14 protein-coding genes are annotated in these 14,769 nt (G+C 73.0%); 2 read left to right on the forward strand and 12 right to left on the reverse strand.

Annotated elements, in window-relative coordinates:
• Window positions 1-9: 9 nt before the first annotated feature.
• From BUE29_RS05570 to BUE29_RS05585, 4 genes are read right to left on the reverse strand one after another with little or no spacing between them, the layout of a single operon-like run.
• Window positions 10-549, reverse strand: coding sequence for a 2'-5' RNA ligase family protein (locus tag BUE29_RS05570; protein ID WP_073387356.1), 540 nt, complete (start codon window positions 547-549; stop codon window positions 10-12).
• Complete coding sequence (gene trpS / locus BUE29_RS05575; RefSeq protein ID WP_073387359.1) at window positions 542-1,573, reverse strand: tryptophan--tRNA ligase; 1,032 nt, start codon at window positions 1,571-1,573, stop codon at window positions 542-544. Before trpS ends, BUE29_RS05570 begins: the two co-directional genes overlap by 8 nt.
• Before the next feature lie 44 nt (window positions 1,574-1,617).
• Window positions 1,618-2,937, reverse strand: a complete 1,320-nt coding sequence (locus tag BUE29_RS05580; RefSeq protein WP_073387362.1) for a hemolysin family protein — start codon at window positions 2,935-2,937, stop codon at window positions 1,618-1,620.
• A gap of 20 nt (window positions 2,938-2,957) precedes the next feature.
• Complete coding sequence (locus BUE29_RS05585; RefSeq protein WP_073387365.1) at window positions 2,958-3,797, reverse strand: alpha/beta fold hydrolase; 840 nt, start codon at window positions 3,795-3,797, stop codon at window positions 2,958-2,960.
• Between the two features lie 160 nt (window positions 3,798-3,957).
• Between BUE29_RS05585 and BUE29_RS05590 the strand changes: the two genes are divergently transcribed.
• Window positions 3,958-5,652 carry a DUF885 domain-containing protein gene (locus BUE29_RS05590; protein WP_073387368.1) on the forward strand — a complete coding sequence of 565 codons (1,695 nt, stop codon included), beginning with the start codon at window positions 3,958-3,960 and terminating at the stop codon, window positions 5,650-5,652.
• A 102-nt stretch (window positions 5,653-5,754) separates the two neighbouring features.
• A complete protein-coding gene (locus BUE29_RS05595) occupies window positions 5,755-6,651 on the forward strand; it encodes a type IV toxin-antitoxin system AbiEi family antitoxin domain-containing protein (protein WP_073387370.1) in 897 nt (298 codons plus the stop codon).
• Window positions 6,652-6,684: 33 nt separating this feature from the next.
• Here the strand turns inward: BUE29_RS05595 and BUE29_RS05600 are convergent, their stop codons facing one another.
• From BUE29_RS05600 to purN, 8 genes are all read right to left on the reverse strand, one after another.
• Complete coding sequence (locus BUE29_RS05600; protein ID WP_200800077.1) at window positions 6,685-8,595, reverse strand: MFS transporter; 1,911 nt, start codon at window positions 8,593-8,595, stop codon at window positions 6,685-6,687.
• Window positions 8,596-8,762: 167 nt separating this feature from the next.
• On the reverse strand, window positions 8,763-9,725 hold the full coding sequence (gene mdh / locus BUE29_RS05605; protein ID WP_073387373.1) for a malate dehydrogenase: 963 nt from the start codon (window positions 9,723-9,725) through the stop codon (window positions 8,763-8,765).
• A 54-nt stretch (window positions 9,726-9,779) separates the two neighbouring features.
• The gene (locus tag BUE29_RS05610) at window positions 9,780-10,061 is read right to left on the reverse strand and encodes a DUF3017 domain-containing protein (RefSeq protein WP_073387376.1); all 282 of its coding nucleotides are present in this window, start codon (window positions 10,059-10,061) and stop codon (window positions 9,780-9,782) included.
• A gap of 1 nt (window position 10,062) precedes the next feature.
• Window positions 10,063-10,917: a bifunctional methylenetetrahydrofolate dehydrogenase/methenyltetrahydrofolate cyclohydrolase gene (locus BUE29_RS05615; protein ID WP_073387379.1), complete on the reverse strand. Its 855-nt coding sequence runs from the start codon at window positions 10,915-10,917 to the stop codon at window positions 10,063-10,065.
• A gap of 38 nt (window positions 10,918-10,955) precedes the next feature.
• Complete coding sequence (locus BUE29_RS22740) at window positions 10,956-11,699, reverse strand: resistance to Congo red protein (RefSeq protein ID WP_200800078.1); 744 nt, start codon at window positions 11,697-11,699, stop codon at window positions 10,956-10,958.
• A 212-nt stretch (window positions 11,700-11,911) separates the two neighbouring features.
• On the reverse strand, window positions 11,912-12,493 hold the full coding sequence (locus tag BUE29_RS05625) for a hypothetical protein (RefSeq protein WP_073387382.1): 582 nt from the start codon (window positions 12,491-12,493) through the stop codon (window positions 11,912-11,914).
• Between the two features lie 93 nt (window positions 12,494-12,586).
• A complete protein-coding gene (gene purH, locus BUE29_RS05630; RefSeq protein WP_073387384.1) occupies window positions 12,587-14,155 on the reverse strand; it encodes a bifunctional phosphoribosylaminoimidazolecarboxamide formyltransferase/IMP cyclohydrolase in 1,569 nt (522 codons plus the stop codon).
• Window positions 14,152-14,760, reverse strand: coding sequence for a phosphoribosylglycinamide formyltransferase (purN, locus tag BUE29_RS05635; protein ID WP_073387387.1), 609 nt, complete (start codon window positions 14,758-14,760; stop codon window positions 14,152-14,154). The genes purH and purN overlap by 4 nt, the downstream gene beginning before the upstream one ends.
• Window positions 14,761-14,769: the final 9 nt, after the last annotated feature.

A 14,769-nucleotide genomic window follows, 5' to 3' on the forward strand; every position in this document is an offset into this window, starting at 1 on the left:
ACGAGCGTGTTACCCGGCGGCGTCGCCCTCCGTACCGCCCAACGGGAACTCCGTGCGCCACGTCCAGCGCCCGCCGTCCTCGCGCGAGAAGAGCACGAAGCTGCCGACGGCGAACCGGGCGACGAACGTCGAGAGCCCGTCGTAGGCGTCGTCGAGCCCGGCGTCGGGGATGTCGTGCGCGACGGTGACGTGCGGGTGGTACGGGAAGGCCAGCTCGCGCTCGAGCGGACCGGTGCGGATCGCCCCCTCCAGGGTCTCGCACTGCGACACCCCGGTCGCGACCTGGATGAACACCACCGGCGACAGCGGTCGGAACGTGCCCGTGCCGGCCAGGTGCATCGAGAACGGCTCGACCTCCTTGGCCGCGACCGCGAGATGGGCCTCGACGTCGTCCATCGCGTCGGCCGGGACGGGCGTCGGCGGCAGCAGCGTGACGTGCGGGAAGACGAGGTCGGCGGCCGGGTCACCGACGTGCCGCCGCCAGTTCGTCAGCACGGTGGCGTGCGGCTGCGGGATCGCCACCGCGACCCCGACCACGACCTCACTCATGCCCGAGCGCCACCGGAGCCACGAAGCCGACCCGCTCGTAGACGTCGCGCACCGTCTCGGCGGCGATGGGCCGGGCGCGCTCGGCGCCGCGGGCCAGGATGCGGTCCAGCTCGGCGGGGTCGTCGAGGTAGCCGGCGAGGCTCCGCGCGAAGGGCTCGGCGAAGGCCACGACCGCGTCGGCGACGGCACCCTTCAGCGCGCCGTACCCCTGCCCGGCGAAGCCCGCCGCGACCTGTTCGACCGGCTGGTCGGTGACCGCGGCGAGGATGGCCACGAGGTTCGACACCCCCGGCTTGGCCGCCGGGTCGTAACGGATCTCGGTCTCGGAGTCGGTGGTGGCGCGCTTGATCTTCTTGGTGAGCACGGCCGGGGGGTCGGTCAGGTTCAGCGTGCCGGCGTCGGGCAGCGACTTGCTCATCTTCGACGTCGGGTCCTGCAGGTCGAGCACGCGTGCGGTCGCCTTCGGGATCAGCGCGTCCGGCACCACGAACGTCTCGCCGTAGCGGCCGTTGAAGCGCTGCGCGAGGTTGCGGGTGAGCTCGACGTGCTGGCGCTGGTCCTCGCCGACCGGCACGAAGTTGGCCTGGTAGATGAGGATGTCGGCCGCCTGCAGGATCGGGTACGTCAGCAGCCCGACGCTCACCGACTCGCCGCGGCCGGACTTGTCCTTGAACTGCGTCATCCGGCGGGCCTCACCCTCGCCGGTGAGGCACTCGAGCACCCAGGACAGCTGGGTGTGGCCCTGGACGTGGCTCTGCAGGAAGATCGCGCTGCGCTCGGGGTCGACACCCGCGGCCAGCAGCTGGGCCGCGGCACCGCGGGACCGCTGCGTCAGCACCGCCGGGTCGGGCGGGTTGAGCGTGATCGCGTGCAGGTCGGCGAGGAAGTAGAAGACGTCGTACGGCTCGTCCTGCAGCCGGGCCCACTGCTGCAGCGCCCCGAGGTAGTTGCCGAGGTGGTACGACGCGGACGTCGGCTGGATGCCGGAGAGCACGCGAGGGCGGGACGAGGATTTCGGCGCCATGATCCCTCGATTGTCCCACCCGGTCCGCCCTGCCCTCGGGCGGGTCAGCCCGCCTCCGCGGCCACCGGGGCCGCCGCGGCGTCCGGCCGCGGCGACAGGCGGATGCGTGCCGCCCGGCGTCCCTCCACGCGCAGCACCGTGAGCTGCAGACCCTCGTAGTCGACGGCGTCGCCGGTCTGCGGCAGCCGCCCCAGGGCCGCCATGACGTAGCCGCCGAGCGTCGAGTACGGCCCCTCCGGCAGCTCGACGTCGACGAGCTCGGCGACCTCGTCCAGGTTGAGCAGGCCGTTGACCTCCAGCTCGCCGCTCGCGAGCCGGCTGGAGTCGTCGGCGTCGGTGTCGTACTCGTCGCGGATGTCGCCGATGACCTCCTCGATGAGATCCTCGAGGGTCACGATGCCGTCCGTGCCGCCGTACTCGTCGACGACGATGGCGAGGTGGTGGCCCTCGCGGCGCATCTCGGACATGGCCGCGAGCACGTGCTTGCTGCCGGGCAGCGCCTTGACCTCGCGCACGAGGCTGGCGACCGTCCGGTCGCGCTCGTGCCGGACGGAGGGCACCAGCAGGTCGCGGATGTGGATGAAGCCCACGACGTCGTCGTGGCCGCGGCCGACGACGGGGTAGCGCGAGTGCGGCGAGTCGCTGGCGACCTTGGCGGCCCGGGCGACCGTCATCGTCCCCTCGAGGAAGGTGACCTCGGTGCGCGGCACCATGACCTCGTCCACCGACCGCTCGCCGGCGGCGAAGACGTCGTCGATCAGCGTCCGCTCGTCGGAGCCGAGCGACTCGTGGGCGGCGACCAGCCCGCGCAGCTCCTCGTCGGTGATGGGGGCGCGACCGGCCTCCGGGTCGCCGCCGAGGGCGCGGACGATGCCGTTCGTCGCGCGCGACAGCAACCAGATGATGGGCCGGAAGACGGCCGCGATGCGTTCCAGCGGCGGCGCGAAGAACAGCGCCGCACCCTCGGCCCGCTGCAGGCCCAGCCGTTTCGGCGCGAGCTCGCCCACCACCAGCGTCACGAAGGAGATGACGAGCGTGACGCCCACGACGCCGACGACCGAGGCGAGGCCGTCGCTCCAGCCGTGGTCGACGAGGAAGTCGCTGACCTCGTCGGAGATCGTGACGGCGCCGAACGCGGAGGACAGCAGCGCGGTCGAGGTGACGCCGATCTGGACGGCGGCGAGGAAGCGGTTCGGGTCACCGACGAGACGCGACACGGCCGCGCCGCCGCGCCGGCCGGACTCCTGCAGCGCGCGCACCTGCCCCTCGCGGAGCGAGACGAGCGCGATCTCGGCGGCGACGAACACGCCCTCGACCAGGATCAGCAGTAGGACGATGCCGATGTTCACGAACAGCTCGCCCATGGGGGCCGAGTGTACGAGGGTCAGGCGGTGGCGGCGTCCGTCCGACGGCGGGCGGGACGCGCGAGGGGCGCGACCGTCGCGGCGGGTGCACTGCCGCGCAGCAGCAGGTCGGCGACGCGGCGCGGATCGTCGCTCATCGGGACGTGCCCGACGCCGCGCAGGGTGACGTGCTCGGCCGCCGGCAGCCGGCGCCGGGCGGTCTCGGCCTGCCAGGCCGGCAGGACGAGGTCGCGGGCCGCCCAGCCGATCGTCACCGGGACGTCGGCGGGGATGGTCGCGGTGAACGGCTCCGCCGCGGCCAGCAGCGTGGCCAGCGCCGGCCGGGAGCGCAGGAAGCCGCGCAGGTCGCCGACGGCCTGGTCCGGCGACACCCGCCCCGGACGGGCGGTGAGCAGGCCGTACATCACCGTGCGGCCCCCGCGGCTACGGGCGAGCAGCTCGGCGCGCGGGCCGAGCCGGGCGGCGAGGACGCAGGCCCGGGTGAAGATCTGGCGGGTGTAGACGAACTCGGCCGGGGTACGCCAGAAGCCGGCGGGTGAGAGGGCGGTGACCGAGCGCGCGTGGCCGTTCGCGCCGGCGTAGAGCGCGACCAGGCCGCCGAGGGAGTTCCCGGCGACGTGGGGCCGGACCAGCCCGAGGCCGTCGAGGAACGCCTTGAACTCGTCGCGCAGGACGTCGGGGACCGGCCGGCCGGCGGTGACGAGGTCCGGCGACTCGCCGTGGCCGGGCAGGTCGACGAGGACGACCTCCCGGTGCTCGGCGAGCTGGTCCAGCACCGGGTACCACGCCTGTCGGCGGTGGGTGACGCCGTGGATCAGCACGAGCGGCTCGCCCGAACCGTGTCGTTCGTGGGCCAGCATCGTCGTCCTTCCCCGTGCGCGAGTCGGTCGGATCACCGCGACGTTACCCAGACATGTCGTCACAGTCATCGTCTCCAGCCGAATATGACACGTTGTCACGGACAAATCGACACGCGTGGTGACGAGGCGCCCCGGCCGGCGGGCGTCCTAGGGTGCAGCCATGAGCACTCCCGCACCGGACGCCGCGCGGCGCCCCACCGCCGTCGACCGGGTGGCCGACGAGTACCTCGACCGGCAGGCCGCGCTCGACCCCGTCTACGCGACCTTCGCCGGCATCGCCGGGCACGACCACGCGCTGCCCGATCTGAGCCCGGACGGCCTGGCCGCGGTCGCCGAGCTGCGGCGCGCCACCCTGGCCGCGCTCGCGGCGACCGAGGCGGTCGACGACACCGACCGCGTCACCGCCGCGGCGCTGCGCGACCTGCTCGAGACCGAGGACGACCTGCGCGCGATCCGCGCGGACAGCGCGCGACTCAACAACATCGACTCGCCGCTGCAGTTCGTGCGCGACGTCTTCGATCTCATGCCGACGGCGACCGTCGACGACTGGGCCACGATCGCCGCCCGGCTGGCGGCGGTGCCCGACGCGCTGGGCGGGTACGTCGCCTCGCTGCGCGACGCCGCGGTCGCCGGCACGGTGCCACCCGTCCGGCAGGTCCGCATCGGCGTCGAGCAGTGCGCGGACAACGTGGGTGACGACGGCTTCTTCGTCTCCCTCGCCGCGCAGGCGACCGACGCCGACGTGCCCGACTCGGTGCGGGGCGACCTGGACCGCGCGGCCCGGCAGGCAGGGGAGGCGTACGAGCGGCTGGCCGCCTTCCTGCGCGACGAACTGCTGCCCGCCGCTCCCGAGCGCGACCCGGTCGGCCGGGAGCGGTACGCGGTGCACTCGCGCGCGTTCCTCGGCACCCGGCTCGACCTGGCGGAGACCTACGAGTGGGGGCAGGCCGAGGTCGCGCGCATCGAGGCGGAGATGGCCGCGACGGCCGAGCGGATCGTCCCCGGCGGCTCGGTGGCGGACGCGATCGCCCACCTCGACGCGAGCCCGGCCCATCGGCTCGCCGGCACCGAGGAACTGCAGCGCTGGATGCAGCGCACGTCCGACGAGGCCGTGGCCGCGCTCGCCGACGTCCACTTCGACATCCCCGAGCCCATCCGGCGCATCGAGTGCCTGATCGCGCCGACGCAGCAGGGCGGCATCTACTACACCGGTCCGAGCGAGGACCTCACCACGCGTCCGGGCCGGATGTGGTGGTCGGTGCCCAAGGGCGTCGACGACTTCGGCACGTGGCGGGAGCGCACGACCGTCTATCACGAGGGCGTCCCGGGCCACCACCTGCAGGTCGCGCAGACCGTCTACCGCGCCGCGCTGCTCAACCGGTGGCGCCGGCTGGGGTCGTGGGTGAGCGGGCACGGCGAGGGGTGGGCGCTCTACGCGGAGCGGTTGATGGCCGACCTCGGCTTCCTCGACGACCCGGCCGACCACCTCGGCATGCTGGACGGGCAGTCGCTGCGCGCGGCCCGCGTCGTCCTCGACATCGGCATCCACTGCGAGCTCCCCGCACCGGCCGAGGTCGGTGGCGGCGCGTGGGACTACGACAAGGCGTGGCGCTTCCTCACCGCCCACGCGAACACCGCCGAGGGCTTCCGCCGCTTCGAGCTCGATCGCTACCTCGGCTGGCCGGGACAGGCGCCGTCGTACAAGATCGGCGAACGGTTCTGGCTGCAGCTGCGCGACGACGCCCGCGCGGCCGCGGGCGACGCCTTCGACGTCAAGGCCTTCCACCGCGGCGCCCTCGACGTCGGCTCCGTCGGCCTGGACGTCCTGCGCGCCGCCGTCCTCGGCACGCTCTGACAACAGCGGTGGGTTGATCCCGCCGGCGGGCACAACCCACCGCTTTCGCGAAGCAGTTGTGGACAACGCCGTTCAGGCCGCGCGCTCGGGCAGGCTGGCGCGATGCAGTGGTGGGAGGTCGCGCGCCCGCAGGCGGGCGTGATCTCCCACGCGCAACTGCGGCGCTGCGGCGTCTCCGCCTCGACCGTCGCCCGGATGACCGCGAGCGGTGAGCTCACCCGGCTCAGTCGCGGCGTGCACGTCCTCGGCGGTGCTCCGCTCACCTGGCAGGCGCGACTCTGGGCCGCGGTCCTCGCCACCGACGGCGTGCTCGGGTCCTTCACCGCGGGCCGCCTCTGGGGCGTCAGGGATGACCCGGCGGACGGCGACGCGGTCCACGTGGTGGTGCCCGGTGACCGTCACGTCGTGGCCCCCCAGGGCGTCCGGCTGCGGCGCCACGATCTGCTGGCCGGGCAGACCCGTATCCGGTCCGGCCTCCCCGTCCTCGACCGTCGCGGCACCGTGGTCGCCCTGCTGCGCGAATTGCCGTTCACGCAGGCCACGCGGCTCGCCGACCGGGCACTGCAGCGCGGTTGGATCGAGCGTTCGACGTGCACGGCCGCGCTGACGCGGGAACCCCGCATTCGCGGGAACCCGCAGCTGCGCCGGATCGCCGCGCAGCTGGCGGATGGAGCGGCGGCCGAGTCCGAGCGAGTCCTCCATCGGCTGTTGCGCCGCGCCGGCATCCGAGGATGGACCCCGAACCAGGAGGTGTGGCACGCGGGCGAACTGCTCGGCGTCGTCGACGTCGCGTTCCCGCTGCACCGACTGGCCGTCGAGGTCGACGGCATGGCGTACCACGTCGATGTCGACCGCTTCCGTCGCGACCGGTCGCGACAGAACGGCCTGGTGGCGCTGGGCTGGACGGTACTGCGCTTCACCTGGGCCGACCTGACCGAGCGACCCGGGTACGTCATCGCGTCGATCCGCGCCATGCTCACGCGAAGCGCGGTGGGTTGATCCCGCCAGCGGGCACAACCCGCCGTTTCCCGGTCAGAGGTCGGCGAGCTCGCGCTGAATCCTCGCCTCGTGCTCGGCCTCGGCCCGGCGCGCGGCCCGCGGACTCCACGGGCCGGCCAGCAGGAAGATCAGCGGGATGAACACGAGCTGCCCGCCGACGGCGACCCAGAAGTAGTGCTGCCACTGCGTCGGCGACTTCTCGGCCGCGTCACCCGCTTCCTTGAGCACGGCGAGGTCCGAGGCGGGCACCTTGCCCAACGCGACGAGTGACGCCTGCGCGGCCTGCACCTTCGTCCCGCTCTGCGACAGCAGCAGCAGCTGGCCGGTCGGGATCGTGGTGAGCTCGCGCAGCAGCTGCCCGGCCCGCGCGGGCGTGGTGCCGAGCTTGCTCACCACCTGCGCCACGGCGCGGGCACCCGCGGCACGATCGCTCGGGTTCTGCACGATGGCGCTGCGCGTGGCGGGGTCGACCACCTGCGCCGCGGCGAGGGCGTCGCGGTGCTCGGCGTTCAGCCGGGCGACGACCCCGACGTCGGCCACGGACACGCCGGACACCTCGCTGACGGCCCGCAGCTGGGTCGGCACGTCGTTCGGGGTGGCCGCGAGCGCCGCCGACGTCTTCTCGTCGAGCTTCTGGGCGGTTGCGATCTCGCGCGGGTACTTCTCCTGCAGGGCGACGGCGGCCGGACCCTTCTCGACGAGCGTCGAGACGGTGTCGACCACGTGCGGCACGACGAACACCGACACCGCGATGACGACCCGGATCACCAGGCCCCACACCGCCAGCCCGGTCGCGGCGAGCGCGGGATTGCGACGCTCGACGGTCTCGGTGAAGCTCGCCATCCACGGCGCGTACGCGAGGCCGAGGAAGACCGCCAGCACGCTGAGGACGACCACGAACCAGGTGTAGGACGTGTCCGGTTCCGTGACGTGGCTGAGGAACACGATCGTGCACACGATGGCGCCGACCGCGCCGACCACCATGAACGGCTTGCGGACGCGGGCCTTGTCCGACAGGTAGCCGATCAGCAGCAGCGCGCCGGCGTTGCAGGCCCAGATCCAGTTGCCCAGCGAGTTCGCCTTGGACTGCGTGTAGCCGAAGACGGTCTGGAAGAACGCCGGAAAGAAGCCGACGGCGGTGTAGTAGATGATCAGGAAGACGCTGATCGCGAACGCCGAGCCGAGGATGTCCGGCTTGAGCATCTGCCGGAACGGTCGACGCAGCGACGCCTCGACGTCGATGCCCTTCGCCCGCGCCTCGACGAGCGCGCGGTCGCGCGCGCTCACCATCACCTGATCGCGCAGCCGCGGCGACAGCTCACGCAGGAACAGCGCGGACACCACCGCCAGGACGAGCCCGACGGCGCCCGCGATCACGTACTGGTCGTGCCACGGGGTGTCGTCGCCGAGGCTGCTGACCTGGATGCTCACGACGAGCGAGCCGATGACCGGGCCGAGCGTCCAGAACCCCATCGCCGAGGCCCGCCCCAGCTGCGGGCTGAAGTCCCGGATCAGCGCCGGGGTCGCGACGAGGATGACGCCCTCGACGAGGCCGATGGCGCCGAACACGACCGCGAACCCGATCTTGCTGTCCGCGAGCGGGATGCCGAGCAGGCACAGCAGCGCGACGACGAACAGCCCGGTGGTGATGATGGTGACGCGCCCGTAGCGGTCGGCCACGCCGGTGACGAACGAGGCGAGCGCCCCGAGGACGTACCCGACCACGGCGATGTTGACGTAGTACACGAAGGACATGTCGTAGTCGACGAGGATGCCGTTGCGGCCGTCCGTCCCCGCGGCCACGGCCCCGGCGAGGTAGAACTGGTAGTAGAGGACGACCGTCGCGACGACGACGATCCCCAGGCAGGCGTAACGCCGCGCGCCCCCGGGATACGTGTCGAGCTCGGTGCGCCTGGTCCGGCGTGGGGTCGTCGCAGTGGTCACGTCGCGCCGTCGCAATCCCGGTCGTCGTCGACCGACTGCACCTCGGCGCTGGGCTGCACCGCGGGGACTCAGCCGAGGATCACGCGTATCCGCCGCCGGGTCAACGGCACGGCGCAGGTCCGTCCGCGACGGACGGGCCTGCGCCGGTGGTCGTGCGGGGTGTGCCGTTACAGGTCGGCGACGTCGGCCTGCTTGGCGCGGACGGCCTCGGCGGCCTCCTTGAGACCGGCGACCTCGGAGTCGGTGAGGTCGCGCTCGACGACCTTCTTGACGCCCTGGCGGCCGATCTCGGCCTCGACGCCGAGGTACACGCCGTCGATGCCGTACTCGCCGTCGACCCAGGCGCAGACCGGGATGACCTCGCCGGAGTCCTCGATGACCGCGCGGGCCATACGGGCCGCGGCGGCCGACGGCGCGTAGTACGCCGAACCGGTCTTGAGCAGGGCGACGACCTCGGCACCGCCGTTGCGGGTACGGGTGACGAGCTCCTCGATCTTGTCCGCGGGCAGCGTCTCGGCGAGCGGCTTGCCGTCGACGAAGCACGCCGACGGCACCGGCACCATCGTGTCGCCGTGCGAGCCGAGCGTCAGCGTCTGCACCGACCCGACCGGCACACCGAGCTCGGTCGCGACGTTGTTGGTGAAGCGCGCAGTGTCGAGCACGCCGGCCTGGCCGAACACCCGGTTCTTGGGGAACTGCGACGCGAGCTGCGCCAGCGCCGTCATCTCGTCGAGCGGGTTCGACACGATGATGATCACCGCGTCGGGCGAGTGCTTCGCGACATTCTCGGCGACGCTGCGCACGATCTTGGCGTTGACCTCGAGCAGGTCCATGCGGCTCATGCCGGGCTTGCGCGGCAGGCCGGCGGTGACGACGACGACGTCCGACCCCGCGGTGGCCTCGTAGCCGCCGCCCTCGGGGGTGGTGGTCGCACCGACGACGGTGGTCTCGAAGCCCTCGATCGGGCGCGACTGGTTGAGGTCGAGCGCCAGACCCTCGGGCTTGCCCTCGACGATGTCGGTGAGCACGACGGTCTCGAAGACGTCGTACTCGGCAAGTCGCTGCGCGGTCGTCGAGCCGTAGAAACCGGCGCCCACGACGGTCACCTTGCCACGACGGTTGTCGGCCATTGCGTATCTCCCTCGACGGATGACTGCTTAGTCGCAGGCTAGCCCGGCCGGGCCTCAGGGATGCAGGCGGATGTCGACGGCGAGGATCAGCCCACCGAGGACGAGGTAGACGACGGTGTCCAGCCACCGGCTGCGGACGGCGAGCAGGCCCACCCGCGCGGTGGGCATCGTCAGCCGGAGCACCCCGGCGACCAGCACGACGACGCCGAGCGCCATGGTGCCGCGACGCCAGTGGCCGGGCTCGACCAGCAGGTAGCCGAAGGCGGCCACGACCCCGGCCAGGACGATCAGGAAGGCGAGCTGCTCGCGGATCCAGCGCCAGGAGCGAGCGAGCACGTCACGCCCGTTCTGCGAGCCGTCGCTCCGCGGCCTCGACGACGTTGGTGAGCAGCATCGCCCGGGTCATCGGGCCGACGCCGCCGGGGTTGGGCGAGAGCCAGCCCGCCACCTCGGCGACCTCGGGTGCGATGTCGCCGGCGATCTTGCCGTCCACCCGGCTCACCCCGGCATCGAGCACGGCCGCGCCGGGTTTGACCATGTCGGCGGTGACGAGCGACGCCGACCCGGCGGCGGCGACCACGATGTCCGCGCTGCGCACGTGGGTGGCGAGGTCGCGGGTGCCGGTGTGGCACACGGTCACGGTCGCGTTCTCGGAGCGGCGCGTGAGCATGAGCGCGAGCGGTCGGCCGACGGTGATGCCGCGACCCACGATCACGACGTGCGCCCCGGCGATGGGGACCTCGTAACGGCGCAGCAGCTCGATGATGCCGGTGGGCGTGCACGGCAGGGGTGCACGCCGGCCGAGGACCAGCGCGCCGAGGTTCACCGGGTGGAGGCCGTCGACGTCCTTGGCCGGGTCGACGGCAGACAGGATCGCGAACTCGTCGAGACCGGTCGGCTGCTGCACGAGGAACGCGGTGCAGGCCGGGTCGGCGTTGAGCTCGCCGACGAGCGCCTCGACCTCGTCCTGCGTCGCGGTCGCGGGCAGGTCGTGCCGGATGCTCGCGACGCCGATCTCGGCGCAGTCCTTGTGCTTGGCGTTGACGTACCACCGGCTGCCGGGATCGTCACCGACGAGGACCGTGCCGAGGCCCGGCCGCGCGCCGCGCTCGGCGAGCGCGGCGACGCGGACCGCGAGCTCGGACTTGATCGCCGCGAGCGTCGCGGCACCGTCGAGGACATTGGCTACCACGGCTGGTCATCTTGCCAGGGACACCCCGGCACGACCGATCAGCCATGCGGCGGGTTGGCCGGCGGCTGCTGCTGGCCGTACCCGGCGGGCGGCTGCTGCTGGCCGTACCCGGCGGGCGGCTGCTGCTGGCCGTACCCCGCCGGCGGCTGCTGCTGGCCGTACCCCGCCGGCGGCTGCTGCTGCCCGTACCCCGCCGGCGGCTGCTGCTGCCCGTACCCCGCCGGCGGCTGCTGCCCGCTCGGAGCGGCCGACTGCTTGGACCGCAACACGAGCATCAGGATGCCGGCGACGACGGCGACGACGCCGGCAGCAGCGGTCAGCCAGAAGCCGATCTGGGGACCCTGACTCAGCTCGGTGTCGGACGCGCCGGTCTGCGACTTGAACAGCTTGAGCGCCTCGTCCCAGGAGTACTTCCTCGACCCGTCGGTGAAGGTGTACTGCGAGGGAAGCAGGAAGTAAGTGACGACGACGGCGGCGATGGCCACGACGCCGGCGATGAGGGCCCCCTTCGCCGCGTTCGCGACCGGGCTCGACGAACCGCGGTGGAAGCGGGTGTTCGATCCGCCGCGCAGCAGGCTCACGACACCGATCGCGAGCAGCACCAGCACGATCGGCGCGACGAGGCCGAGCTTGCCTTCCTTCCAGGAGTAGAGGGCGTCGTCCACGGCGTCCGCGGAGCGCGTCGTGCCGCCGATCGTGGCCGACACCTGCGGCTTGAACCATGGCGTGAATGCCCCGATCACGGCGAGCGCAGCCGCCACCGGCACGAGCCAGGCAACCACGTGCGCCTTCTCCTCGTTCTCGTGAGGCCGCAACGGAGGGGGCGGCGGGACCGGCGAGCCGGCGGGTCCGGGCGGAGGGGGCGGCGGTGTGGAGGAGGTCACGAGGGCCTTTCGCAGTCGAGGATCGAGCCGAGCCGGACGACCGTAACGGGCCGCGACCGATCTCGGCGAGGTGGAGAACTCCCCGCCGGTCGGGCGCCGGCGGGACGGGGTCAGCCCCGGCGGCGCCGGACGCAGAGCGCGACGATGGAGAAGGCGAGCGCGACGATCATCCCGATCGCGCAGAGCACGGCTCCGATCTGGACCGAACCGGACACGTCGAAGTCGTCGCGCAGGTTGTTGAGGTCCTTGGCGTCGCTCGCCGGCACGCCGAGCGCCACGAGCGCGATGAAGCCGGCGACGACGCTGACGACGAGCGAGACGATGCTGACCCACAGCCGCCCCTTGCCGGCGAGGACGAGCAGGCCCGCGAGCAGCACCACGAGGGCGCCGACGAGCACGATCACGCCGCCGTGCCCCGGCGTCAGGAGGTCCGTGGTGTAGCCCTGCGCGATCTCCTTCGAGCCCGACGTCGACGCCGAGCCGAAGCCGGTGACCGAGTACGAGCCGCCGTGGTACGTCAGCTTCTCGAAGGGCAGGAAGCTCCCGACCGCGGCGACGAGCGCCCCGAGCACGAGCAGGGCATCGGTCCAGGTGACCGACACCTTCGGGCCCTGGGCAGCGGGTGCGCCGTACTCGCCGGTCGGCGCGGGAGGGTAGGCGGCCTGGTCGGACGGGCCGGGGGCGACGCTCACGACGGAACTCCGGTCTCTCGGATGGGCGTACGGGCGCGGACTTTACGCAACATCAACATCCGCTGCCAAGTCGCCCGGCCGCCGGCGCGCCGCTCAGTGCGCGAAGTGCCGCGTCCCGGTGAAGTACAGCGTCACGCCGGCCGCCTTCGCCGCCGCGACGACGTCCTCGTCGCGGATCGAGCCGCCGGGTTCGACGATCGCCTTGACGCCCGCGTCCAGCAGCACCTGCGCGCCGTCGGCGAACGGGAAGAACGCGTCGGAGGCCGCGACGGCTCCGGCCGCCCGCTCCCCCGCCCGCGCCACGGCGAGGCGGCAGGAGTCGACGCGGTTGACCTGCCCCATGCCGGCGCCGACGGTGGCGCCGTCGGCGGCCAGCAGGATCGCGTTGGACTTGACGGCCCGGACGGCCCGCCACGCGAAGGCGAGGTCGGCGAGCGTCGCGGGGTCGGCCGGCTCGCCCGCCTGCAGCGTCCACGCCGCGGGATCGTCGCCGGGCGCGTCGATCCGGTCGGCGGTCTGCAGCAGCAGCCCACCCGAGACCGGACGCTGCTCGACCACCTCGGCGTCCGGCCGCGGCGCGGCGACGAGCAGGCGCAGGTTCTTCTTGCGTCCGAAGCGTTCCAGCGCCTCGGGCTCGAAGGACGGCGCGACGACGACCTCGGTGAAGATGTCGGCGAGCTGCTCGGCCAGGGCCAGGGTCGCCGGCCGGTTCGTCGCGACGACACCGCCGTAGGCGCTCACCGGGTCGCACGCGTGTGCCTTGCGGTGCGCCTCGGCGATGTCGGCGCCGACGGCGATGCCGCACGGGTTCGCATGCTTGATGATCGCCACGCAGGGGTCGGCGAAGTCGTAGGCGGCGCGCCATGCGGCGTCGGCGTCGACGTAGTTGTTGTAGCTCATCTCCTTGCCCTGCAGCTGCTCCGCTCCGGCCACGCCACCGCCGCCGGGCGTCACGTAGAGCGCGGCCCGCTGGTGCGGGTTCTCGCCGTAGCGCAGCACCGCCGCCCGCTCGTAGTTGCTCGCCACCCAGCCGGGGAAGCCGCTCGGCTCGCCGGCGTGCTCGTCGTCCGGGGCGACGACACTGCCCAGCCACGAGGCGACCGCGATGTCGTAGGAGGCCGTGTGGCGGAACGCCGCCAGCGCGAGCCGCTGCCGCGCCGGCAGGTCGAACCCCCCGGCCGTCACGGCGTCGAGGACGTCGGCGTAGCGGGACGGGTCGGTGACGACGGCGACCGAGCCGTGGTTCTTCGCGCTCGCGCGCACCATGGCCGGACCGCCGATGTCGATCTGCTCGATGACCTCGGGCTGCGCGGCACCCGACGCGACGGTCTGCGCGAACGGGTAGAGGTTGACGACCAGGAGCTGGAAGGCGTCGATGCCGAGCTCGGTGATCGTCTCGACGTGGGTGTCGTCCGTCTGGTCGGCGAGCAGGCCGGCGTGGACGTGCGGGTGCAGCGTCTTGACGCGACCGCCGAGGATCTCCGGGAAACCGGTGACCTCGTCGACCGCCGTCACCGGCACGCCCAGCTCGCGGATGCGCGCCGCGGTCGACCCGGTCGACACGATCTCGACACCGGCGGCGTGCAGGCCGCGCGCGAGCTCGTCGAGGCCGGTCTTGTCGTACACGCTGACGAGCGCGCGGCGGACGGCGATCCTGGTCATGTGCGGGCGCCTTTCTGGGTCGTGGCGGCGGTCGCGGCCCGCGCGACCAACCCGGTGACGGTACGGACGTAGAGCGGTCGTTCGGCGGCCTGCACCCGCGCGCGCAGGGAGTCCTCGTCGTCGCCCGGCTCCACCGGTACGGCGACCTGGGCGAGGATCGGCCCGGTGTCGACGCCCTCGTCGACCCAGTGCACGGTCACCCCGGTGTGCGACACCCCGGCGGCCAGCGCGTCACGCAGCGCGTGGGCGCCGGGGAAGGCGGGCAGCAACGCCGGATGGGTGTTGACGATGCGGAACCGCTGCACCACGCCGACGTCGAGGATGCGCATGAACCCCGCGAGCACGACGAGGTCCGGCTCGTGCGCGGCGATCGCGGCCTCGAGCGCACGATTCCACGCCGCCCGGTCGGGCTGGTCGGGCAGCGCCACGGCGAACGTGTCGACCCCCGCCGCGCGGGCCCGGTCGACGGCGCGGCACCCCGGTCGGTCGGTGCCGACCGCGACGATGTGCCGACGCAGTTCTGGCGCGTCGAGCAGGGCCTGGACGGTGGTGCCACTGCCCGAGGCGAGGACGACGATGCGGGAGCGCTCGGGCGTGCTGGGCACCGGGCAACA

Source organism: Jatrophihabitans endophyticus, from assembly GCF_900129455.1.
Lineage (GTDB): Bacteria > Actinomycetota > Actinomycetes > Mycobacteriales > Jatrophihabitantaceae > Jatrophihabitans > Jatrophihabitans endophyticus.